The 23,620-nt window shown below is 42.1% G+C and carries 17 protein-coding genes; 9 read left to right on the top strand and 8 right to left on the bottom strand.

Features of this window, described 5'->3' with window-relative positions:
• Window positions 1-19: 19 nt before the first annotated feature.
• The gene (locus AAC000_RS17250) at window positions 20-835 is read right to left on the bottom strand and encodes a DUF3667 domain-containing protein (protein WP_339724392.1); all 816 of its coding nucleotides are present in this window, start codon (window positions 833-835) and stop codon (window positions 20-22) included.
• Between the two features lie 287 nt (window positions 836-1,122).
• Here AAC000_RS17250 and dctP point away from each other — a divergent pair, with 287 nt between their 5' ends.
• Entirely contained in the window at window positions 1,123-2,922 is a 1,800-nt protein-coding gene (gene dctP / locus AAC000_RS17245; protein ID WP_339724391.1) for a TRAP transporter substrate-binding protein DctP, read from the top strand.
• Window positions 2,923-3,001: 79 nt separating this feature from the next.
• Entirely contained in the window at window positions 3,002-3,865 is an 864-nt protein-coding gene (locus AAC000_RS17240) for an alpha/beta hydrolase (RefSeq protein ID WP_339724390.1), read from the top strand.
• Between the two features lie 23 nt (window positions 3,866-3,888).
• Here AAC000_RS17240 and AAC000_RS17235 read toward each other — a convergent pair whose 3' ends face one another.
• Both AAC000_RS17235 and AAC000_RS17230 read right to left on the bottom strand, forming a co-directional pair.
• Window positions 3,889-4,638: a helix-turn-helix domain-containing protein gene (locus tag AAC000_RS17235; RefSeq protein WP_339724389.1), complete on the bottom strand. Its 750-nt coding sequence runs from the start codon at window positions 4,636-4,638 to the stop codon at window positions 3,889-3,891.
• Between the two features lie 116 nt (window positions 4,639-4,754).
• Window positions 4,755-7,394, bottom strand: coding sequence for a TonB-dependent receptor (locus AAC000_RS17230; protein WP_339724388.1), 2,640 nt, complete (start codon window positions 7,392-7,394; stop codon window positions 4,755-4,757).
• Between the two features lie 455 nt (window positions 7,395-7,849).
• Between AAC000_RS17230 and AAC000_RS17225 the strand changes: the two genes are divergently transcribed.
• Genes AAC000_RS17225 through AAC000_RS17210 form a run of 4 tightly spaced genes read left to right on the top strand, consistent with a single transcriptional unit; the run spans window position 7,850 to window position 14,643 of the window.
• Complete coding sequence (locus tag AAC000_RS17225) at window positions 7,850-9,523, top strand: sodium:solute symporter family protein (RefSeq protein WP_339724386.1); 1,674 nt, start codon at window positions 7,850-7,852, stop codon at window positions 9,521-9,523.
• Between the two features lie 2 nt (window positions 9,524-9,525).
• Window positions 9,526-11,805 carry an FAD-dependent oxidoreductase gene (locus tag AAC000_RS17220; protein ID WP_339724384.1) on the top strand — a complete coding sequence of 760 codons (2,280 nt, stop codon included), beginning with the start codon at window positions 9,526-9,528 and terminating at the stop codon, window positions 11,803-11,805.
• The gene (locus AAC000_RS17215; RefSeq protein ID WP_339724383.1) at window positions 11,795-13,798 is read left to right on the top strand and encodes a sialate O-acetylesterase; all 2,004 of its coding nucleotides are present in this window, start codon (window positions 11,795-11,797) and stop codon (window positions 13,796-13,798) included. The genes AAC000_RS17220 and AAC000_RS17215 overlap by 11 nt, the downstream gene beginning before the upstream one ends.
• Before the next feature lie 20 nt (window positions 13,799-13,818).
• Window positions 13,819-14,643 (top strand): hypothetical protein, encoded by an 825-nt coding sequence (locus AAC000_RS17210; RefSeq protein WP_339724382.1) that lies wholly within the window; start codon window positions 13,819-13,821, stop codon window positions 14,641-14,643.
• 59 nt (window positions 14,644-14,702) lie between these two features.
• Here AAC000_RS17210 and AAC000_RS17205 read toward each other — a convergent pair whose 3' ends face one another.
• Both AAC000_RS17205 and AAC000_RS17200 read right to left on the bottom strand, forming a co-directional pair.
• Complete coding sequence (locus AAC000_RS17205; protein ID WP_339724381.1) at window positions 14,703-15,239, bottom strand: redoxin domain-containing protein; 537 nt, start codon at window positions 15,237-15,239, stop codon at window positions 14,703-14,705.
• 79 nt (window positions 15,240-15,318) lie between these two features.
• Window positions 15,319-16,491, bottom strand: a complete 1,173-nt coding sequence (locus AAC000_RS17200; protein ID WP_339724379.1) for an MFS transporter — start codon at window positions 16,489-16,491, stop codon at window positions 15,319-15,321.
• 123 nt (window positions 16,492-16,614) lie between these two features.
• On the opposite strand from AAC000_RS17200, the gene AAC000_RS17195 reads away from it, so the two are divergent.
• Window positions 16,615-17,526, top strand: a complete 912-nt coding sequence (locus AAC000_RS17195; protein WP_339724377.1) for a LysR family transcriptional regulator — start codon at window positions 16,615-16,617, stop codon at window positions 17,524-17,526.
• 84 nt (window positions 17,527-17,610) lie between these two features.
• On the opposite strand, the gene AAC000_RS17190 is transcribed toward AAC000_RS17195, so the two are convergent.
• On the bottom strand, window positions 17,611-18,696 hold the full coding sequence (locus AAC000_RS17190; RefSeq protein WP_339724375.1) for a glycosyltransferase family 4 protein: 1,086 nt from the start codon (window positions 18,694-18,696) through the stop codon (window positions 17,611-17,613).
• Between the two features lie 159 nt (window positions 18,697-18,855).
• A complete protein-coding gene (gene lpxL / locus AAC000_RS17185; protein ID WP_339724374.1) occupies window positions 18,856-19,788 on the bottom strand; it encodes an LpxL/LpxP family Kdo(2)-lipid IV(A) lauroyl/palmitoleoyl acyltransferase in 933 nt (310 codons plus the stop codon).
• A gap of 180 nt (window positions 19,789-19,968) precedes the next feature.
• Between lpxL and AAC000_RS17180 the strand changes: the two genes are divergently transcribed.
• On the top strand, window positions 19,969-20,901 hold the full coding sequence (locus AAC000_RS17180; protein WP_339724373.1) for a glycosyltransferase family 2 protein: 933 nt from the start codon (window positions 19,969-19,971) through the stop codon (window positions 20,899-20,901).
• Between the two features lie 117 nt (window positions 20,902-21,018).
• Window positions 21,019-22,272: a hypothetical protein gene (locus AAC000_RS17175; protein ID WP_339724371.1), complete on the top strand. Its 1,254-nt coding sequence runs from the start codon at window positions 21,019-21,021 to the stop codon at window positions 22,270-22,272.
• A 162-nt stretch (window positions 22,273-22,434) separates the two neighbouring features.
• Here AAC000_RS17175 and AAC000_RS17170 read toward each other — a convergent pair whose 3' ends face one another.
• Window positions 22,435-23,451 carry a hypothetical protein gene (locus AAC000_RS17170; RefSeq protein ID WP_339724370.1) on the bottom strand — a complete coding sequence of 339 codons (1,017 nt, stop codon included), beginning with the start codon at window positions 23,449-23,451 and terminating at the stop codon, window positions 22,435-22,437.
• Window positions 23,452-23,620 lie beyond the last annotated feature (169 nt).

The following is a 23,620-nucleotide window of genomic DNA, read 5'->3' as shown; positions in this document are numbered from 1 at the left end:
GTACTTTTTACTAATCTGCTTAAGTTATTTGCCACCAAACAATACCAAATTGCAGAAATCGGTAAACAAAGTGTGACACGATAATCCCGACAAATATAACCGTTGCTTTGACGCTACTCATCCACCAGCCATCCTGATATTGATTTCGTTGCGACAGCACTATGTAGAAATAATAAGGTATCAACAGGGCGGGCAAAAATCCTTGCCTATTACTGACATTTAGATCAAAAAGTTCGAGTATTTCGAGAAAACATATAATTATCATTGGCCATAACAGCACAAATGCATAGGTATAAAGGGCGTTAACTGCGTGGTCAATTAAATAGAATCTGCGGCTTGGATTGGCCAACCAAACAAAGGGCAATAATAATGGGACACTTAATATAACCAAAGACTTAGCCAAAGTTTGACTCAAAGGATCGTAACGAGCGGCTAACTCCTCAAAGCTCACGTCATTCACCACTAAGTATTTTTCAACTACCTCATTAACTAGGGCGGCGTATGGTTGAAGCGCCTGAGATTTAAGAGGTAAGGAAAAATCTGTCATGGGAGAAACAATAAAATACAGCAAGTTAATAATCAGGAAAAATGAAATGGGTTTAACGTAGGGTACCCGCACCCCGCGACAAAACTCATGGGCCAAAAAACCCGGTTTGCTAAAAAACACAATGGTAGATTTTAGAAATCGATTGTCGATACTGTATAGAGACTCAAATAAGTCACTAAACAAAATAGTGATACGCCTATGTTGTTTATCAAATTTTTGCTCACCACATTGATAACAAAACTTACCAATCATAGGCTGATGACAATTTTGACACCTGTATTCAGACATAAACTATGTGATCCCAATAATGGAAAACCAATATAAAAATAATTCTACAATTTCAATATAAACCCAGCAACAACAGCTGCTCCGAGAAAATAAACTAAGCCCATAGCCACTTAAAAATCAAAAAACCTGTCTCCAAAGCTCATTTAAACAACACTTTTCACAATACAGTCTTATGCTTTAATAATAGATTTCAAACACAAATTTTTGGCCATTAATTTAACTAGGGTATATAAATTAAAACTGTTAATGTAAATAATCGCCTGCCAACAGGAGCTGTTTTAATGACTATGAGCGCAATTAAAAAATTGTTGACTACATGTTTATTAACAACAGTTTTTTGTATGGCCTTTGATGTGAAAGCAAACACAAAAATTAAGTTAGCTGTGACAGAAAGGTGCCCCTATATTTGTGCTGAGAACGCGGCCAAGCAAGGGGTACTGGTTGATATAGTAAAAAGCATCTTTAATAAAAAAAAGATACAAGTTGAAATTCAACACTTTCCGATGAATCGTGCAATACACATGCTTGACAAAGATCAGCTCGACGGTGTTATCGGAATATTACAAAGAAATGCACCCACACTTATTTATCCCCAAAAAAGCATAGGTCGGGTTCAATACCTAATGTACACATCTGCAAACAGTGGATGGCTTTATACCGGCTTAAATTCACTAAAAGACCAAGTATTAGGCGTTGAGGTGGGTAAATCTTATGGGATAGTCGACAGCTACATTCAACGACATGCTAATGACCAACAAATTATCTATCAACATTATGGAGAAAATTCCACAGCGAACTTAATAAAGTTACTAGAAAACGGGTTTATAGATATTTTGTTGGAAGATAAAAACATACTCGATTTTCACACAAAAAATATTGGCGATGCCAAGCTTGAAGAAGGGGGCACTATCCCCACAGACCACTTATACATTGGATTTTCAGCAAACAATACTCAGGCTCAAGAATTTGCAGACCTCATAACAACGGGAATTTCAGAGCTAAGAACAAGCGGCGAACTTGCCAATATATTAACCACTTATGGCTTGTCAGACTGGGAAACGTGGTCACCTACCCATAGAAATCCGTTTTCTGGCAATTACCTTGAACGCCTCGAAAAAAATTTCCATTACGATAAAGAATCTAAAAGAATCAATACCGCTAACATGATATTCGAAGGCTCAACCGCCAAAGACGGCGGGTACTGGAAATATGCGACAAAGTTTAAGGAAATCTTAGAGCGTCTTTCTGACGGTAAGTTAACGGTACAACTCGAATTTGGGTTAACAACTGAACATGACATTGCCATGAATATTGCCGAAGGAAAAAGCCATATGGGAATGGTGGCCACCAATAACTTGACGCCTTTTGCCCCTTCGTTAGGAGTGCTTGCCCTACCCTATATGTTCCCGAATGAGGTGGGGATTAAAAAGTTACTCCGTTCACCATTAATAGAAAAAATTGCGGATAGGGCGGGATTGGAATCAAATGTTAGACCAATAAGTTTCTTTATCGGTGGATATCGATTATTGGCCAATAGTCAAAAAATAGTCGAAAGAACCTCTGACCTTCGAGGTCTAAGAATTCGTGTTCCCCGCAATCAACTCATGATTGAAGCTTTTAGATCATGGGGTGTAGAACCCGTCCCCTTACCTTGGACTGAAATATGGCCAGCGTTAGAATCAGGGATTATTCAAGGCCAAGAAAATCCCATCAATATAATCTTTGATGGTGTGAATAAAACCCAAGAAGTCTGGGATATATTAAAGTATGTCACTAACATTCGTTATTTTATGTTTACCGCACCTCATATGATGTCAGAATCATTTTATCGCCAATTGGATGCAGCCAGTCAGATTTTGGTCAGACAAGCCGCAACAGAGGCCGAAGCCTATAGTTGGGAATTAGTCAGAAATGAAGAGATTAAAATGACTCAATTTGCCAAAAGTAAGGGGATGATCTTTATTGAGCCCCTCAATGAAAAGCAAGACTGGCAAGCAAAAGCCCGATCAATTTGGCCTGACTTTTATTTCAGAGTAGGTGGTAAAGAATTAGTCGACCAAGTCTTGGAAGTTATCGATGATAAATGACCTTAGTAATAATAGTGCACATTACATTTACCCCATTTAGGGGCAAATAAAGCATGACGCAGTAAACAGTGATGGTGATATGCAAACACAAATAATTGAAAATCTAACGCTTTATAGTGGCAACATCCCAGGCGCCAAAGAGGCCGTGAATAACGAGAGTGTTGAGTCCCAAGATGCCACTGGGCGTTTTATAATAGAGGTGAGTCAACCACAACTGACTGCTTACTGGCCCGATGAAAATTTACGTAATGGTTGCGCAGTGGTGATATGCCCTGGTGGTGGTTATAGAGGTTTATCTATAGATAAAGAAGGCGAAGCCATTGCACTGCGCTTGGTAAAATTAGGCATCAGCGCATTTGTGCTTAAATATCGTATGCCTGCAGATCGCACCATGGAAACACGTCAGTGGGGTCCTCTACAAGACGTGCAACAAGCGCTGCATGTAGTGAAAAGTCATGCGACTGAGTGGCAACTCGACTTGTCAAAAATAGGGGTAATGGGTTTTTCGGCGGGTGGACACGTGGCGAGCAGTGCTGCAGTACATTATCAAGACCCTGTATTGACAACACTCAGTCCTGCTATGGTTAAACCCGCCTTCCAAATTTTAATTTATCCCGTCATCAGTATGGACTCGAAAATCACCCATGGGGGTTCTAAAGCCTCGTTAATTGGTGAAGATGCAAGTCCTAAAGACATTGAATATTTTTCGAATGATAAGCAAGTTAATTCAGATTCCCCTCGTGCATTTATTATGCACGCCAATGACGATATCAATGTACCTGTGGAAAACTCACTGCGGTATTACCGTGCTCTAATGGCAGCTCAGGTGCCGGTACAGCTGTTGTTGTTACCCGACGGAGGTCATGGTTTTGGTATGTATCATGATTACGACTGGTTCCAATCTTTAGTCATGTGGCTAAAGGTCAATCAGCTAGTGAGTTGAACCACTTTGTACTAAGTGGTTAGTTACTCAATTTCTTTGGCTTTGTTTTTCAATAAGGTGACCAGCTCTTCGGTGGCCTCTTCTGGGATCCAACCTGAGAGTGCAATGGCACTGTGCATGTTACCTTTAACGTTAACGGCTATGGTGACCGAATGGTGAGGTAAATGGGTTTTATAGTGCGTTTGCATCCTAACGTAACCTTGCTCACGATATTGATTTAGAGCAGCTAGCAAACTTTCCACTCCTTCGGGAAAACCAGGAATGTCGCGATCTTGATATAAAACACGCACTTCTTCATCTTCAAGATCTGACAACAACGAAATACCTGTACCACATTCAGTTGCGGGGAAATACCCTAGACGACCGAGTGGGCTTTCCTCTCCCATATCAGGCAACGAGTGATAAAGGTAGGTAACTTTGTCATGCCATAACACCCCCATTGCCACTACTAAGCCATATTTGCGGAGTTCTTCTAAGGGTTTAATTGCTTTTGTCGTGACACCAGACGCACACAATCCTTGGGCGGCTAATACCAACATAGCTGGTCCGGTAACATATTTGCGATCTTCATTTTTACGTACCAGACCGATAAAGTCTAAGGTGCGTAACAAACGATTGACACGAGTGGTATCCAATTCTAGGTAACGCGCTAATTCACGACAACCTACTGGACGATCGTAGGATGCGAGGCCTTGTAAAACGTTAATACCTTCAATAAGGCTGTGGTTTAACTGACTACCGTGTTTTTTTAGATTTGCGCTGGAATTGAGCATAATTTATTTTGTAGAACTATGGTTATTTGCAGTCATTCTACATAGAAATGCCACTAGGCAATACTGCAAAAATTAAATGACGCTGTCACTGAGTGACAGCGTATAGACAACTGCAATTAAAAGTTAACAGAAACACTCATTTTGTAAGTGGTACCAAACTCAACATTACGCTGAATAGCTTCTTCATAAGCTGCATATTGTTTTTGTCTGGTATCGAGTAAGTTAACAGCTTGGAAATTTAAGCTAACATTCTCGTTAATCTTGTAGTTAGCGGTAACAGCTAAATCTTGATAACTTTTATAAAACACGCCGTTATCCCCAGCACCTAAATAACCTAAATAGTCATCACGCCAGTTATAAGCAACCCGAATACCAAAAGAATCAACTTCATAATAGGCGACCAAATTAATGTTATTTTCTGACAAACCTGGAATAGGTAAACTATTTCCGCGTCCATCTTCAAAAGGCGTTTCACTGTCAATGAATGAATAGGTTGCCATAATACCTGTGTCTTTAAGAAATCCCGGTAGTTCTGTAAATGCCTGTTGATACAACACTTCTAAACCTTGGATCGTGCCGCTTTCACCATTGATTGGCTGTTCAACAAAGACTTGCTGACTATAATTTGGCAAATCACGTGGCTGGATTGTATTCACAATAAAAGATTCAACGTCTTTATAAAATACGCCCGCAGACAAAATGCTACTTTCACCAAAATACCACTCAGCAGAAAAGTCTAACTGATTGATAATAAAAGGGTCTAGCTCAGGGTTACCGCCATTGGCCGTAAAGTCACCGCGAACAAAAATACCGCTGCTTAGATCTGAGGTATCAGGAAACGTCAGAGTACGAGCCGCACCGAAGCGTAATACCAGATCATCCGTTAGATCCATTTTTACCATAGCAGAAGGTAAAAATTCAGAATGCGACACTTTAGTTGTAAAAGGAGTAGCGACGCCTGTTGCCACATCTTCAGAGTGACCTTCTGAGGTTAAATCCCTTTGAACATAACGTACACCGAAGTTACCGGAAATATCATGACCGCCTAACTCACTGGTAAAGTTTGCTTGAGTGTATAAAGCAACAATATCTTCCTTGATCTTATAGGAAGGTGAAAGATCATGAGTAGTGGCACATTCTGCAGTGCCTGCCGCATCATAATAATCACTTAAAGTGGTACAGCCTTGCCATTTACTTTTGTCCACAACCAAATATTGGTTATTAACCGCTGGGCCATCACCAGAGAAAAAATTGGTGTTACTGTACATAGTATAAATTTGTGGCAAATCGGTTAATGCAATATTAGGTGTAATGGCACGAGCCACATAATCATGACTGGTATCAAGGGTATTGGCCCGTCCACCAAACTGCACTGAGGTTAAAAAATCCCCATCAAAAAAACGCGTAAAGTCGACTTTGGCAGCCGCATCTGTGGTTTCATTGTAAGAGGTATTGTCATAAACGATGGCTAGGTTAAGCCCTTCTGGCGAAGTTAAGTCCGCATTGCCAAAAGTCACATCAGGTGCATCATCACCTGCTAACAAATCAAAATCGACTTCGGCACTGGCTGCAGTTTGAAAACGCATAAAATCTTGTTGCGAATTAGAGGTTGAGTCTGTGTAAGCAAACTCACCCGCGACTTCCCAATCATCGGCAAACCACTTAAAGCCTAGTGCACTACTAGTAAATTCCATATAAGCAGGCGCATACTCGGTGTTGGCTTGCACTGGTCGGTTGACCGTACCTGAGGTTAATACACCATTGTCTGAAATCTCGGTGTTTTCATAACCACAACAGGTCCAAAATCCGGTCCAGAAACGGTCCCGATCTGAGTCCACTTTGCTATAAAAAGTATCAAAGTACAGTTCTAAAGAATCAGTAGCTTGCCACTGAACCATAGCATTTAAGCCCACCCTGTCGCGTTTGTCATTGATTTCCCAATAACGTATATCGTTAAACACTAAGGTTTCTTCAGTAGGATCAGCAGTGACCGAAGTATCATAACTATAACCTGAGAAAGTATTTAGCCCTTCTTCCTGAAAGGTTTGGCTAGCACTTGACGCAGCGACTTGTACACCCAAGGTATTATCTAAAAAGGAATTCGAGTAATAAGCAGATATCTCTGAACCACCTTCTTCCGATAAATCATTGTAAGAACCGGTAGCGCTGGCCACAAATTTTTGGCCGTCGTTATCTAAAGGACGACGGGTTTTGATATTGACTATGCCACCCAAGGCGCCTTCAATTTCGTTGGCGCTGGCTAATTTTGAAACTTCCAGACTGGAAACCAGACTAGAAGGGATCAGTGACAACATACTATAAGACGAAGACTCTAAGGTATCTGGACCTTTATCACCGCGCCCACCGGCTGTGGTTACCTGACGGCCATTAACCAAAATAACATTTTGACTTAACCCCCGAATCGAAATGGTACTACCTTCTCCAATTCCTCGTTCCAACTGCACACCTGAAACCCGTTGCAAAGATTCAGCTACATTGGCATCAGGTAATTTACCCATATCATCTGCCGAAATGGCATCAACAAACTGCACACTGTCACGTTTAGTGGCTACCGCTTGGGTGAGCTGACTTCTAATGCCAGTGACCTGGATTAGTTCTACATTTTCATCACTTGCTTGTGCTGCGTCTTGTTGTTCCTGTGCATAGCCAGAAAACGCCAATACCAGTGTGCCCATAGTAATAAATGTTTTGGTTATTTTATTCAGTTTAAGAGTCTGTTTAGTCGACTTATTCATTTGTGCCCCCTTGATTAACAAGACATTCCACTTGTTAGTGTCATGCCGGTTTTTACATGTCATTAGTATTCCATGGACATTTATAAGTCTATAATAGATACAATACAAGCTTTTTTGTTTTATATTTTTTACATTTTTTACATTTGAACAACTTTATGCATACTTTTACCCCCGCAGTCACCAAAACCACCAAAGCCTCACCAAGAAAGACTTAAATGAACAAATATCGTTAAAAACGACTTATAAACGCTTCTTATAAATATAAAAATAACAATACATTTACATTGACATGTTTCTAATAGTGATACATATTTGCATTATTCGTATCGAGGTTAACGCTTTATGGCTAACCAGTACATTAAGCTCTGCTGCTTAGGTTAAACCGATAGCGCAGCAAATTGCAGTGTATTGTCGTTATCATTAAGTATCTGGCTCCATTATTTGAAAGAAACGTTATGAACCAATTTGATTATTATGTCGCTGTCGCATTTGCGTTAGTTATTTTATTTTTAGGATTAATGTTCTCCCGCAGCGGTAAGAGTATGACTTCCTTCTTTGCCGCTGGAGGGGCAGTTCCATGGTGGATAAGCGGGCTTTCGCTGTTCATGAGCTTTTTCTCTGTTGGGACTTTTGTCGTCTGGGGATCTATCGCCTACAGCGATGGTTTGGTAGCCGTGGTTATTCAATCCACTATGGCCGTTGCCGGTATTATTATTGGTTGCATCATTGCGCCTGCTTGGAATAAAACACGGGCGTTAACCGTTGCCGACTATCTTACCCACAGAGCAGGCAAGTCAGTACAAAAAATCTATTCTTCGGCCTTTCTGTTTATCAACCTATTTACTGCTGGCGCGTTTCTGTATCCGGTCGGCAAAATTATCGAAGTGTCCACAGGTATCCCGCTGAATATGGCGATATTGGTACTGGGTTTATTTGTTATTGCTTACACCACAGTAGGTGGACTCTGGGCAGTACTAGTAACTGATGTGTTGCAATTTGTGGTACTGACAGCCGCTGTGCTGATTATTATCCCACTCGCGTTTGGGGAAGTGGGTGGCGTAAACACCTTTTTAAGTAAACTACCCGATGGCTTTATGGCGTTGCAAAATGAAAACTACAGTTGGATTTTTCTCATCGCTTTTGTGATTTATAACACTGTTTTTATCGGTGGTAATTGGGCGTACGTGCAACGTTATACCAGTGTTGCAAAACCTAAAGATGCCAGAAAAGTAGGATTATTATTTGGGGGGCTGTATTTAGTCGCGCCTATAATTTGGATGTTACCGCCTATGATATATCGGGTAATTAATCCCGACTTATCTGGCACAGAAGCAGAAGAAGCGTACCTGCTTATGAGTAAACTAGTGGTGCCTGAAGGCCTGCTTGGTTTGATACTGGCGGCCATGGTTTTTGCAACTGCTAGCTCAGTCAACACCGCCATCAATATTGCAGCGGGTGTTTTCACTAATGATTTATTCAAATCCATAAAACCTAACTATCCGGCACAACGCTTAATGAAAGTCGCGAGAATATCTACTTTTGTTTTTGGCTTTTTGGCGATTACCGTTGCTTTGGCGGTACAAAGCATGGGAGGAATTGTTGAAGTTGTATTAAGTATTGCGGCACTCACTGGTGCATCACTTTATTTACCGCCTATTTGGGCCATTTTTTCCAAACGTCAAACCGGCAAAAGCCTATTGCTTACCACCCTGTTTAGCTTATTGATTAATGCCTTCTTTAAATTTGTCACACCTAGTCTATTTGACCTGTCGTTAAGCAGAGAGTGGGAAATGATGCTGGGCGTTATTACACCGGTAATATGGTTGATTGGATTTGAAGTCTATTACTACCGGTCTCGTAGCACTAATCCTGATTACGACAACTACATTGAATACCAATTAAGTCGCGAAACCCAAGATGCACCGAATAGCGAGGTACAAGCGAGTGACAACACCTACAGCAAAAAAATTCTCAGCATAGGCATTCTTGCCATAGGAATTCTACTCATATGTTTAGGCGCTGTAACCGATTCTGCCAATGCCGAGACCCTTGGTGTTGGACTTATCATTGCGCTGCCTGCGCTGTGGTTTTTGTTAAAAACTAATAAAGTTATTTTAGGAGCAAAGTAATCATGTATCACGAACTGACCGAACCTCATGGCAGATCCTCCACCGTAGAAACGGTAAAGTCCGATCTCGTCGTTATCGGGGGCGGTATTGCAGGCGTTTGTTGTGCTATTTCAGCCGCACGAGCAGGTGTAAAAGTCACTTTAGTGCAGGACCGTCCGGTATTAGGTGGCAATGCATCAAGCGAAGTCAGACTATGGGTCTTAGGGGCAACATCTCACATGGGCAATAATAATCGCTGGTCTCGAGAGGGAGGCATTATTGGCGAATTGTTGTTGGAAAACCTGTTTCGTAATAAAGAAGGTAACGCACTTATTTTCGATACCATCATGCTTGAAAAAGTGGTGGAAGAAAAAAACATTACCTTATTATTAAACACCTCGGTGTTTGCCACCCACAAAAATGCAGATAACAACATTGCTTCAGTTGAAGGGTTTTGCTCTCAAAATAGTAAGTTTTATGCTCTGCATGGCAGCTATTTTTGTGATGTATCCGGGGATGGCATAGTCGCTTTTCAGGCAGGTGCAGAATTTCGAATGGGCGCAGAAGCCAGCAGCGAGTTTTCAGAGAAAATGGCGCCAGAACTGCCAGATAAAGAATTGTTGGGTCATTCTATTTACTTTTATAGTAAAGACGCCGGCAAACCCGTGAAATATGTTGCACCGTCATTTGCAAGCATAGACGGCATGACCGAAGACAGAATGAAGCGCATTCGTAGCCAAGATGTAGGACCACGGCTATGGTGGCTCGAATACGGTGGCAACAGCGATACAGTAGGTGAATCAGAAGACATTAAATGGCAGTTGTGGAAAGTCGTCTACGGAGTATGGGATTACATTAAAAACAGCGGTAAATTTGAAAATGTAGAAAACCTCACATTAGAATGGGTAGGTACCATTCCTGGAAAACGTGAAAGCCGACGTTTTATTGGGCACTCGTTTATGACACAACAAGATGTGGTAACACAGCAACCCTGTGATGATGCAATATCTTTTGGTGGCTGGGCAATTGACCACCATCCCGGTGATGGCATATACAGTGAAAAACCACCTTGTACCCAATTCCATACCAAAGGGGTGTATCAAATTCCTCTGGGTTCTTTTATCAGTAAAGACATTGATAACTTATTTTTTGCGGGGCGCATTATTAGTGTTTCCCATATCGCCTTTGGCTCCACTAGGGTAATGGCAACCTGTGGCCATGGTGGGCAAGCTGTAGGTGAAGCGGTTGCTTATTGTTTGAATCAAGCGTGTACACCGGCGCAGTTACTGCAAGCTACGCATATTAAAAACTTGCAACAAAACCTCAATGAGAAAGGACACTTTATTCCCAATGTGCCAATGCAGCCCCACTACAATTTGGCAAGTAAAGCCAAGATCAGTGCCTCTAGCGAATTGCAACTTAATGCAATGCAAGATAATGGCCCTTGGCGACCTCTAAAGATATCTGCAGGTCAGTTATTACCATTACAAAAAGACACAACCTATCAATTTGGGGTCAAGGTACGGGCCCTAAAAGACACCATACTGTATGCGCAATTACGCCACAGTGAAAAAGTGACGAACTATACGCCAGAGGTCATTCTCGGCCAGCAGAGTTTTGTTTTGAGCGCCGGTGAACATCAACTAGAGGTGAACTTTGCTGAGACATTAGCTGAAGATCAATACGCCATGTTGTGCTTTTTAGCCAATCCTGACATTGAAATTGCCTGCACAACGAGTCGTGTTTCTAGTTTAGTAGCGGTATTTAATGGCGTTAATAAGGCGGTGTCTAATAACGGCAAACAAGTGGTAGAAGGTGACAAAGGGGTAGATGAATTTGAATTTTGGACACCTGAAAGACGCCCAGGTGGGCATAACCTTGCCCTCACAATCAATCCACCACTGGATTGTTTTGCAGCCGCTAACTTGACTAATGGTTATACACGGCCGTATCAACGTAGCAATGTTTGGTGTGCAGCATTAAACCAAACTGAAGCTGAATTAACACTTGAGTGGCCACAACCGCAAAACATAAGCGAGATTATTTTGCACTTGGATGCTGATTTTGATCATGCCCTCGAATCAACGCTATATGGACATCCAGAAGATCGTGTGCCCTTTTGTGTTGAACATGTTCAAATTCTAGATGCGCAAGGAACAGTCCTATTTGAGAAAACTGATAACTATCAAGGGGTAGTACATTGTGTTTTACCCACAGCTATTAGCAGTGACCAGCTGCAAATTAAACTGCTTAAAACTCACAAAGATTGCCCCATTGCACTTTATGAAGTCATTGTTAAATAGCAAATGTAAAAAAGCAGCCAGTGTCATACTGGCTGTAAAGCTGAGTTTGGTATTGGCGGTATTTTCCGCCGATGCGAAGCTCACCTTAGCCCCGCAATTTGACAGTAATATGCTGTTGCAGAGGGATACAGTTAATACTGTGCAGGGATATGCTGACAGTCATGAGCGTATCAAGATCTCCATGGACGGAGTTCAGTTGCAATCCCTTGAGGTGCAGCAAGGTGCTTTCGAGTTTACTTTGCCAGTAACCGCCGCTGGCGGCCCGCACACATTAAGCTTGCAAACCCAAAGCCAAATGATTGTTTTAGACAATATATTGTTTGGTGATCTGTGGCTGGCCTCTGGGCAATCTAATATGGAGTACACTCTCGGGACACTGGGCAGTGACTACCAGTCAGAAATCGCATCTGCTAACTTGCCGCAAATCCGCCAGTTCAGAGTGGCGCGTCATGCCGCCTACCAAGAGCCTTTAACTAGAGTCGCTAAAGGGCAATGGCTCATTGCCCAAGGGGAAGCGTTAAGAGAGTTTTCTGCGGTGGGCTACTTCTTTGCCAAACACCTTCAAGAGAAAACTGGCGTACCTATAGGCATCATTAACAACGCTTATGCCGGTGCACGTATACAAGCTTGGTTAAGTGAGCAAGCGCTAGCGGCCTACCCCAGAGAACTAGCACTAATACAGCGAAATAAAGTAGCAAGTAATATAAAGCAGCTAGTGGCGAGTGATAAAGACCAACAGCAACAATGGCAGCAAGAGTTGGCAGCTAATGATCTTGGCTTACGCAATGGCTGGTCTTCTGCACAGCTAAAAGACGACCAATGGCCACAACTTTCAATGCCCGGTTATTGGACTAACCAAGGGCAAGAGACCTTTAGTGGCAGCATGTGGTTTAGGCGCTCATTTAATGTGTCTGCTGAGCAAACAACTCAGTCTGCGAGTCTCGAACTTGGGCGTATTGTGGATCAAGATGAAGTGTACATTAATGGCCAATTAGTTGGCAGTACGCCCTATCAATATCCACAACGTGTGTATGCACTAAACAGCGGCGTGCTGAAACCAGGACTCAACCAAATCAGCGTACGCATTGTGTCTCATAATGCCAAAAAATCCGGTTTTGTGCCTGCTAAACCCTATCAAGTGCGCTTTGACGATTCGCACATCCCACTCAGTGGATTGTGGCGATACCAAGTAGGTTACCGCATGTCCAGACCACTGCCAAAACCTCAGTTCAAAACCAATGAACAACCTTCAGTATTTTACAATGCCATGTTAGCACCATTAGCTCGAACGCAGTTAAAGGGCGTGATTTGGTATCAGGGTGAAAGTAATGCTAAAGACCCAGCTGTTTACCAACTCTTATTTCCGGCTATGATCACCCAATGGCGAACCCTTTTTGCGCAACCCAAACTGCCTTTTTTATATGTGCAGCTCGCCAATTTTTTAGATGCACAAGATGACCCTAGCATCGCTGGTTGGGCTGATATTCGCGCCGCACAAACCAGCGGCCTCGCTCTGCCCAATACCGCCATGGTGTCGGCGATTGACTTAGGGGAATGGAATGACATTCATCCTAAAGATAAAGCCTCGGTGGGCAAACGCTTGGCCAATGCGGCATTAAAAACACACTATAACCAAGCCAATGTGGTCTATCAGGGCCCCTTATTAACTTGCGCAGAGCGTGTGAGTGATAATGCGATAAAAGTACACAGTGCACTTTCACCATCCGTATTTTTACCATTGGCAATAAGCGGCCCAGACCATAAAGTGCAGGGTTTTGCCATCAGTAATGACAACCTTAACTATCACTGGGTAGAGGGTGACTTGCAGCAAAATTATGTGTTACTAAAGGTCGAAAATGCCAATAAGATCACTCACGTCAGCTATGCATGGCAAAGTAATCCTGCTCGGGCTAATTTATCCAATAGTCACAAGTTACCCGCTTATCCGGCAAAACTCACTGTTTCATCGAGCTGTCAAAACACCAATGAATAAAATCAAACAGAGATAAAAATATGTTCAGACTAAAGTGTTTATGGGGGGTGTTCGCTGTCCTGATATTTTCTTGTGAAAGCATGGCAACCCCAAATAATTTATCGCCAACAGTAGTCGATATCGACGCCCCTTCTAAGGTGTTGTTTATTGGTAATAGCTATAGTTATTACAACAATGGCATCGCAACGCTTTACAGTAATCTTGTTAGATCATCTGGCTTGTGGAATAACAGTGAGTTTAGCACCCGCCAGAAAACCATTTCAGGGGGGCGCCTCGCAGAACATCTAGCCGGCTTTAGCGAATTACTGACGCGACCTAACTCTCAGTCATGGGATGTGGTGGTAATGCAGGAATACAGCAATGGCCCCATAAAAAACAACAGCAGTGCTACAGAGTTTCAACAGGCCAGTGGCCAGCTTGCGAAGTTAATTCGCGCCTATCATGGCACACCGGTATTTTTTATGACCTGGGCCTATAAAGGTAATAAAGCCATGGTGCAACAATTGCGTGATGCCTATGTGGCACAAGCCAATAAATTGAATATGTTAGTGGTGCCGGTTGGACTAGCCTTTGCTGCCAGTCAGGAAAAGTTTCCGACTATTGAGCTGTATAGCAAAGATGTACAAGGCATCGATGAACACGGCCAAGTAGTCTATCAAACACTCGAAAAACACCCCAGCTTAGCCGGCTCGTACCTAGCTGCCTGTGTTTTTTACGCAACCCTGCAAGGCAAATCACCCGCAGGCCTGAGCTACACCGCGGGTTTACCACTAGAACAAGCCAAACAATTACAAAACCTTGGATGGCAAACCAGTCAGCAATTCTTAAAAATGAATAGCCACTAAAAGCACAACAACGCTCAATCCACTTTTTAGAGTATGATCGCTGTCTTATGTGTTAAAAATTAATAAGCTAGGGTACCGCGAATGGGATAATCATCTTGGCTGCGAACGAAGCTTAAACCTCTTACGACCACATCTAATTCTGGGCGCAAAAACGGTGTATTAGAGATGTTAACAGCTTGCAATACCCCCTGTTCATTAATCACAAATAACCCAGGCTCTGCAAAGTTATGATCGGTTTCGTTTTCAGAGCGAGGCAACGAGATATAAAGTCCTAGCTGCTTCATTTGCTGTTCTGTTAAGCCGTAAGCAATTGGATAAGTGATAGTTAATTTTTCCATATTTTCAGCAAGTTGTGCTTTTGAATCAGCGGAAACGGCAGAGACACTGACACCAATGTCTTTTAAGGATTGTTGATGTGCTTCGAGTAGATTCAGATATCGTACACACAGTGGACAATGTTTGCCTCTGTATACAACTAACATCTGCCAATCTGCACCACTGTGTGCCTTTCCCAGATTGACACTAGTGCCATCGAGTAGCGTCGCTTCTACAGTAGGAAATTGACTACCTGTTGTTAGTTTTATTGAATTTGTCATAGTTCTCTCTTTAATATTTGTGAATTTTTCGATTGTTAGTACACAAGCTAAGTTCAATAAGTGCAGCGAAACAAAGTGTTTATTTTTTTGTGGGCCAATTAAACATTCCACTGAGCAAAATAAATAGAATGCTAACCGCCACCACACCAGGCCATTGGTACAATGAAAAGGCTTTGACGCCCACAATAGAGCCCAGCGCCCCACCCAGATAATAACCCAACATATAAATGCCATTTATGCGACTTTGTGCTTTGGGATCAATACTGAATACACGCACCTGATTTGCCACTTGGGCACTGAAGATGGCAAAGTCGATTAAAATAATGCCTACAATTAATGATACTAGGTTGCCCGCAAACCACCCTGTTATTGCAAAACCAGCAGCAGCGAGCCCAAGAGCAATCATTACTAAGGTTTTGGAGCCCAAATGATTAACCCACCTTCCAGACACTTTAGCACCTATTACCCCAGCTAATGCAATCACACCAAATAGTCCTGCCTGCTGAGCGTTGTATTCAAAAGGTGCCTCACTGACATAAATTGCCAATGTTGCCCAAAGTACATTAAAAGAGGCAAACCAACATGCTCCTGCAAGGGTGAACTGCTGCAAGGATTTATGTTGAGCAAATAGAGCTAAAGTACTTTTTATAAGTGGCCAGTAACGTAAGCGAGTGTCTGGATTGTTTGTGGGTAAAAACACACCCAGCAAAACGCCAAATACTGCGGCCAACAGCGCTGACATTATAAAGACGCTGCGCCAACCAAACTGCTCACCCACAAATCCACTTAGGGTTCTGGAAAGTAAGATCCCAATAGTTAACCCCATCATTAAAGTACCAAGGGTTGCCCCTTTGTTTTTAGCCGACACCAGTGAAGCGGCAAAGGGAATTAATTGTTGGGTAATATTGGCGCTCACACCTATTAAAAACACGGCCACCAGCAATATCGGCAAGTTAGGCGCTATCACTGCAACCCCACAAGAAACAACTAACAGACACGATAAAATACCGATCACCCGCCGCCGCGCAACCGAATCCCCCAAAGGCGAAATAAATAACAGTGCAAAGGCATAACCTAACTGCGTGAGTGCCGGAATACTGCCTAATTCCGCGTCACTTAAATGAAACTCGTCAGCAATAAGCGGCAATATAGGCTGATTGTAATAAAGGTTGGCAGCAGTGGCGGCAATAGCCGTTGTCATCAGTAATAAAATAAATCGACTTAACGACTGGCTCTGTTCTGGGTTAGACATCTTTTATATCAAGTGAATAAATCATGAGCCGAGCATAAGACTTATTTATAAATAACAAAAATGATAAAATATTACCGAATCTATACACATTGTGTATGCATCTATTATTTTAAGAGTGAAAACGTGGATATAAAAGTATTAAAAAGCTTTATTACCGTGGCTAAACATAAAAGTTTTTCTGAAGCGGCTCGGGAGTTACATACGGTTCAACCCGCTATAAGCCGTCATATTTCTGCATTAGAGCTCGAACTTGGAGTCGTTTTATTTAATCGTAACTCACGAGATGTGGCTATTACCCAAGCAGGTGAACAACTTTTAAAAGATGCCAGCGCCATTTTAGCCCTTACAGAGCAAGCAAAAACACAGGCAAGACGAGCCCATGATGGCAAAGTGGGTAGGCTTAATATTGCCCACTTGAGTGCAGCATGTTTATCTTTTATGGCGTCTTTAGTACGCACTTATAAATCACAGTTTCCCCAAGTACATGTGAGCTTATTTGAAATGACGGTGACCGAACAAATTGAAGCACTTAAAAATGACAAAATTGATATAGGGTTTTCAAGGCAGCTGCCTAACGCAATTGCCGATGAATTTATTAGCCACGATATTTATATTGATAAACTCGTCGCCATCGTAAACCAAAGTCATAAATTTGCAGATAAACAAAGCATCAATTTAGCGCAACTTAAAAAAGAACCCTTTATTATTTTTAATCGTAACGAGGCGCTAGGGCTTTTTGACGAAACCATAATACTTTGCAAGCAAGCAGGATTTTCCCCCAACATCATCAGCCAACCAAAACACATGCAGACATTAGTCACTGAAGTCGCGGCGGGTTTAGGTGTTGCTATTGCTCCTTATTGCGTCAGTAAGTTGTATAGTGAAGGCTGCCACTTTGTGGCGTTAGACAATGTCAGTACACAAATTCCACTACAAATTCAGTATAAACAAACCAGCAATAACGCCAGGGTAGATACCTTTGTAGACATTGCTTTAAAGGCCAAAAGTGCAATACAGCTTAGTATGCTTAATTGAGTCTTTCGGCTAACCGGCTTGCAGTGAAACCAGCGCACTAAACACATTTATATTCAGCTACAGTATTTATGCTTGGTTGACTGTCTAGAGTGAGCTGTTTTTCCTTTCGAGCATAGGTTGATAGAGCTCATCATAATAGCGCTGCGCAATGTTTTTCCAACTGTGCTTTTCTGCAATAACTCTGCCATTTTGAGCCAGGGTTGCCGCTAGATTGGGGTCTTGAATGATAGCCTCGCAATACGCAATTAAACTATCTGTATCACCTACTTTGGCCACTAAGGCGTCCCGTCCATGTTTGATGATGTCTGGCACCATACCCACACTGGTACTCACCAAAGGTATGCCACAAGCTGGCGCTTCTAAACAGGCTTTTGGCCCACCCTCTATGCGTGACGGAATAAGATAAATATCCAGTGCTTGAAAATACGGTGCTACGTCATTGGCATGGGGCAGATAACCCGTGTGATAAAACGCGATGCCGGCGCCTCGCAATCGATTTTTAACATAACCACGCGCCGGTCCACTGAGTAACACAAATAATTTATGTGACTTAGCTAAGGTTTCAAGTACGTCACAGAGTACATCTGGGCCTTTTTCCATTTTTGCCTGTTGGCCATTATTCCAACCTCGGCCATCTTTTTGAAAAGAACCAATAACAACCGCATCTTCGTCGATACCCAGTTGTTGCCTGAATTTCAACTTTTTCTGAGGGGTAGCCACAGTAAAAACCTCAGTGTCCACCCCCAAAGGAATACAGTGAGTTTTGGTTGCTGTAGCACCATGAGCAATTAAAGTATCTAAGGTGCTTTGGCAGGAGGAATGCCAAAAATCTAATTGTTTATCTAAGGCAGGTACAAGTTTGAGGCGTTTATCATTTTTAAGCACATGAAACCAGGTTAGACCACAACCGATACCAACATTTGGCCAACGTACCTTGCCGTGAGACAATGCATCGGCAATGCCACCAAAGTGAAAAATACCCTGATGAACGCCACTGTGGCTAATGGTTAACTCGCCAATTGGCTTAGGCAAATTGGCCATTAAACATTCACCGTCATGGTTGATGGACCAATTCTGCGCTGAGACTAAATAGCGAATTAATTTGTTAGATCTGGCATTAGCTTGAGTTGCACGTTTAAAGGCCATTTGGGCTTTTATCCATTTAAACATACTCGATCTAGCCCCTTGAACAACAGTCAGTGCAGCGTAGTTGCATGTAGCGTCCTGATAACTGGCAGAATTTTGATGCTTCGCAGTCTAAAACATCCATGTGTAATTTATGTGTCACTGAGTGAGTTTCACTTAATCGCTAACTTCAGCATGAGTAGATTAACGGTATAAAGAAGGTTCATTAGGATCTGGGCGAGTTTTAAAACGTTTATGCATCCATAAATATTGCTCTGGCGCTAGCATGATCATTTTTTCAATCATCTGATTCACGCGTGTGACATCATAATTATCATCACCACTGGGGAAATTCTCTAAACCTGGCAACACCTTAATTTTATAACCTGTGGTTGTACGCACAGAAACCATAAACACCGATTCACAATTTGCTTGGCCGGCAAACAATAACGAGCCTGTAGTTGTGGCCACTTGCGGCACTGCAAACAGCGGCGCATATTCACACTTAGTACGGCCGTAATCTTGGTCTGGTAAGTAAAAACACACTTCGCCATCATTCAGGGCACTAAGCAAACCCAATACATCTTTTCTGGGGATCATGTATTTATTCGAACGTGTGCGGCCGTGGTATTGCATGTATTCCATTAATTTATTTTTGTGTTTACGGTAAAACACCACAGATGGATTTTTAAGACCCACCACGCGACACGCAAATTCCAGATTCATATTATGGATCGCAAAAGCCAAGACCCCCTTCCCTTTGGCCAAGATCTCTTCTATCAGCTGATAATTTTCAAATTCGGCTTGTTGAGCCACCCGCCAATTTGGCCACCACCAACCCATGCTAGTTTCAAAAATAGCCATACCAGCATGTTCTAAATTGGCCCGTAACAATCTATCCCGTTGTTCTTGAGTTAGATTTGGAAAACACAATTCGAGATTGCGTTTAGCAATTTGATAGCGCCGGCGAGCAAAGATCTGCAGTAATTTCCCCATGCCTTTGCTTAAGCCTCGCTGTACTTTGTAGGGTAACCAAGAAATGCTATATAGCAGAACTATACTCAACCATACCAGCCAATATGAAGGTAATAAAAAAGACCATTCAAATGGTGGCGCTTTGACTTTTTTGTGTTGCAAAGTACATCTCCTGACGAAAAATCTCGACAGTGTAAACCACCTAACATGACAGAAATATTGCAACACTAGGCTGATGTGTCTGCTTTTATCCCTGAAGTGGGGGCCGCAAATAACATAAAAGTGCCATAAACAGACTATACACTTAGTGCTTTTAGGATTTTGAGTTAGGCATAAGTTCAGATGTTGCAAAACAATTACCGCGGTCACCCAAACTATTATTCTAAAATTGATGGGGTAAAGGGCGCTATTATCAAACAGTTTGCCGGTGGTTTGTTGCCCGCCACACTTTTTTACAAAGGACTCAAACAACCACCAGCAAAGTCGCCCAAAAATGATCAGCAACTCACAATAGAAATTGTGAGCCATTGTTGGCAATACGCTCACCTGTTGCGTTATCAATTATCATCTATTGTTTTACATGCTCCCGCAGACATGATGATCACTATGACAGTGTATTACTGTGAAAGTGATCTCAAAACCCTGCAAATTCTGCGCTATTTTGGGCAAATAAAAAAAGCGCATATCCGCTGGAATTGGCAAAATTTTCCCAAAGAATATTTGTTTCGCCGTGCCATTGGGCGCAATCATGCGGCCTTAAAGACTCAGGCTGATTGGATTTGGTTTACGGATTGTGATTCTATTTTTCACCACAGTTGTTTCAGTTCACTGGCGCAGTGTTTACCGCATACACAGTCACCTTTAGTTTTTCCTTTAATTGAAAACCGCAGTGCCCCACTCCCCGCACAGCACCATCAGCTAAATTTTGATGTAAAGAACACCACCCTAGTGGATATAAATCCAGAGGATTTTGTGGCCACGCCCATCACTCGAGCAACAGGCCCGTTGCAAATTGTGAAGGGTGATGTTGCAAGAGCCTTAGGTTATTGCAAACAGTCTGAGATCTACCAGAAACCCGCTCGTCGCTGGTGTAAAGCACTAGAAGATCGCGTTTATCGCTGGTTTCTAGGCACACAAGGCGAAGGTCTGCCCATTAAAGGTGTGTACCGCATTCAACATCAAGAAAAAGGCCGTTATACCCAAGGCAGCGTTTGGTCGTGGATACGACACTTTGGGCAAAACCTAAAAACCACACACTTTGCTGTTAAACGTTAAATTAATGCAGTTGTCATAATTTGGTAAAACGATCTAGTCACCATAAGGCATGCAACATCAATATGATGGATGTCTTAGACACCCAATTCATAAGCCAACTGGATTGAAAGGTTAACGATGAAAACAACAAGCCAAGCCACAGGGAAACAAGTGACTCATTCTGATGTGTTATTTTTATATCGTACTAAAAAAAAGAAACGCTATTTTAATTTACTCAAAGAACAGTCACTTAGTGCCTTAAGTTGCCATGTACAGTCCTATCACGGTTTACCTAATGCCCCTTCAATCGTCCTCTCAGAGCATGTTTTACAAGGCATAGTACACAAGGCCGAATTAGAGTTGTACAATGCAAAGGCGGATGTTTGGCAGAGTATAAAAGTACTGTCACGGCCCATTTTAGTGGCACAAATTAGACTTTTGTATTCCCGTCTGTTTGATTATCTGCAAGCAAACAAACCTAAGCTTGTTGCCATTTGGAACGGCCACAAATGGCAAGACAATGTCTTTCATGCGGTCAACCAACACTTTGCTATTCCCGTCTGCTATTTTGAAAACGGAGTCTTGCCTAAATCAACCACCATGGATTTTAACGGCATCAATGCCTTAAACAGTGTGCCGCGACAAGCCCATTTTTATGACAGCCAACTATCTCAGGATTTAGAGTCAAAATTTAAAATAAAAGGCCGTAAATACAAAAAAACTAAAAAACCCAAGATCAGTTTTAAGCGCCCCCCAAAATACCTATTAGTACCTTTTCAGAAAGACCGTGATTCGCAAATATTAGACAATTCAGCTTGGATAAAATCCATGGATCAGTTGTTTTCTGTATTAGTTGAAGCCTTAGTATTAAGCCAAAGAGATGACCTGCATATAGTGTTTCGAGAACACCCTAGCGCTAAAACCAAGTATTCATCATTATATAAACTAGCGGCTAAACATCCCCGTCTATGTTTTGATCAACAAAGTGAATTAAGCGAGATCATTAGCCATGCTGAGGCGGTTATTACCATTAACTCCACCGTAGGTTTAGAGTCACTACTGTTGGGCACTAAAGTGATTACCTTAGGCGAAGCCTTTTACAACATCGACTCTATGGTACTGAGGGCGTCTTCAACGTCAGAACTCTCACAGCAAATCAATGCGCTAACTGATTTTTCAACAAACCAACACTTGTTAACGGCCTTTGTTCAATTTTTGCAGAATGACTATGTGATCCCAGGAGATTGGAAAAAACCCAAGGCCTTGCACTTTCAAACAATACAACAACGCATGCTAACCTATTTGGCCACACTACCGCAGTCTCAACACTTAGCTACCTTAGAAGATACACAGCCATTAACCCCTGATTTATTGACCAAAAAGATTGCCTAAACATCACCAAAATTCGTATTGAGGGCACGGTGGACTTATCCGCCTATTCAAAGTGGCTGGCATATGGATGCCTCTGCAACGGGCAATGCCACCAAAAAGCACAAAAAACAAGCATCCTGAGAATTTTAAATAAGCCGTTCAATAGTTCGATTTTAGGCGTCTTTACACAAAAACGTCTTCCACCTTTCGTCGCTTGGAGTACTTCACTTTAGGTGCTTGACCAATTCGCAACATCACTTGTGAAACTCCTCGACTGCTGATGATTTTTGCAAGCTGCGGCCTTAAATGATCAACCTCAATAGCTTGATGCAAAAATGATGCACTGACCCCCTCAGTACATAACTCTAAAAGCACAAAAGACAGTGCTCTGCCTGTATTCAACCATGCTTGTTGTTCATCCACTTTTGTAGTAAAAATACCAATGGCTGGACTACCCTGAAGAATTTTCCGACGATTAAACTTGGCTGAACTCTTACCGCTGTTAAATAAGTCCATGATAAATCTAGCTAGAGGTGTTGGTAAATTTAAGGGAGCAAATCCAAAGCTAGACATCCCTGTTTTGTCTGACGTATGACGTCTTAAACGGGAGGAAAATTCTCGTCGAAACCAAGGTTGGTTATGTTGGTAACGAATGGCTATTTCGCTTAAATTTGCCACCCTTTCTTTTTCTTCATCTGTGGTTAAAAAAGTAAAATCTACCGCACATTCGGCAGCTAAGCTTTTACATTTTTCCAGCAATGGCCTAGCAACAGTTTTATCTGCAAAAAATCGACGATTGGTTTGACGGCGTAAAATAGCCTTGAACAAACTGCTATTATGAGGATCTTCAGGCACTTTCTGACCTAAGGCAATAGTGGCGACTACATCTGAGTCTGCACTATGACTAAAAAGTGTCACTAATGGCTCAAATCCAAAATATTTTGCCGCCACTTCCACATTACCTATGGCAGCGCCGCAACTAATTTTCATCTGTCTAAGGTGGGGATCAATAAAACTCAACATTCTCGTTTTATCGATCAATACATCCATTTGGTCATGGTGAATGCAAAATTTCCAAGGTTGACTGTTATGGTTTGAAGGAGCCAATACCGCATAATTCACTAGAAACCTTAGTTGTTCAGCCCTGCCCTTAGCAAAAGGAAAATCTGACTCGGCAATATTTCTTGAATCTTCTTTCATTGCTATCACCTTCACTACTTACCAAAAACCTATAAGATTGAAATTAGCATAACAAACCTAGAGTTGCTTATGCGCCTATCGAACTTACCCCATTGAGTGCCAATAATGACACACTAAGAAATCGCCAATTGATTTGCATCAATAATTAGCGTGTCTGGTGTGTCCTTCT

This window comes from uncultured Paraglaciecola sp., from assembly GCF_963977085.1.
Classification (GTDB): Bacteria; Pseudomonadota; Gammaproteobacteria; order Enterobacterales; family Alteromonadaceae; genus Paraglaciecola.
This window is presented reverse-complemented; position numbering and strand designations above follow the sequence as displayed.

What these genes read in the sequence shown, in the direction of transcription:
- AAC000_RS17180 (WP_339724373.1), top strand. Translation starts at nt 19,969, where the DNA reads ATGTTGCAAAACAATTACCGCGGTCACCCAAACTATTATTCTAAAATT.
- AAC000_RS17190 (WP_339724375.1), bottom strand. Translation starts at nt 18,696, where the DNA reads ATGTTTAAATGGATAAAAGCCCAAATGGCCTTTAAACGTGCAACTCAA.
- AAC000_RS17170 (WP_339724370.1), bottom strand. Translation starts at nt 23,451, where the DNA reads ATGAAAGAAGATTCAAGAAATATTGCCGAGTCAGATTTTCCTTTTGCT.
- AAC000_RS17175 (WP_339724371.1), top strand. Translation starts at nt 21,019, where the DNA reads ATGAAAACAACAAGCCAAGCCACAGGGAAACAAGTGACTCATTCTGAT.
- AAC000_RS17235 (WP_339724389.1), bottom strand. Translation starts at nt 4,638, where the DNA reads ATGCTCAATTCCAGCGCAAATCTAAAAAAACACGGTAGTCAGTTAAAC.
- AAC000_RS17250 (WP_339724392.1), bottom strand. Translation starts at nt 835, where the DNA reads ATGTCTGAATACAGGTGTCAAAATTGTCATCAGCCTATGATTGGTAAG.
- AAC000_RS17230 (WP_339724388.1), bottom strand. Translation starts at nt 7,394, where the DNA reads ATGAATAAGTCGACTAAACAGACTCTTAAACTGAATAAAATAACCAAA.
- AAC000_RS17200 (WP_339724379.1), bottom strand. Translation starts at nt 16,491, where the DNA reads ATGTCTAACCCAGAACAGAGCCAGTCGTTAAGTCGATTTATTTTATTA.
- AAC000_RS17220 (WP_339724384.1), top strand. Translation starts at nt 9,526, where the DNA reads ATGTATCACGAACTGACCGAACCTCATGGCAGATCCTCCACCGTAGAA.
- AAC000_RS17210 (WP_339724382.1), top strand. Translation starts at nt 13,819, where the DNA reads ATGTTCAGACTAAAGTGTTTATGGGGGGTGTTCGCTGTCCTGATATTT.
- AAC000_RS17225 (WP_339724386.1), top strand. Translation starts at nt 7,850, where the DNA reads ATGAACCAATTTGATTATTATGTCGCTGTCGCATTTGCGTTAGTTATT.
- dctP (WP_339724391.1), top strand. Translation starts at nt 1,123, where the DNA reads ATGAGCGCAATTAAAAAATTGTTGACTACATGTTTATTAACAACAGTT.
- AAC000_RS17205 (WP_339724381.1), bottom strand. Translation starts at nt 15,239, where the DNA reads ATGACAAATTCAATAAAACTAACAACAGGTAGTCAATTTCCTACTGTA.
- AAC000_RS17240 (WP_339724390.1), top strand. Translation starts at nt 3,002, where the DNA reads ATGCAAACACAAATAATTGAAAATCTAACGCTTTATAGTGGCAACATC.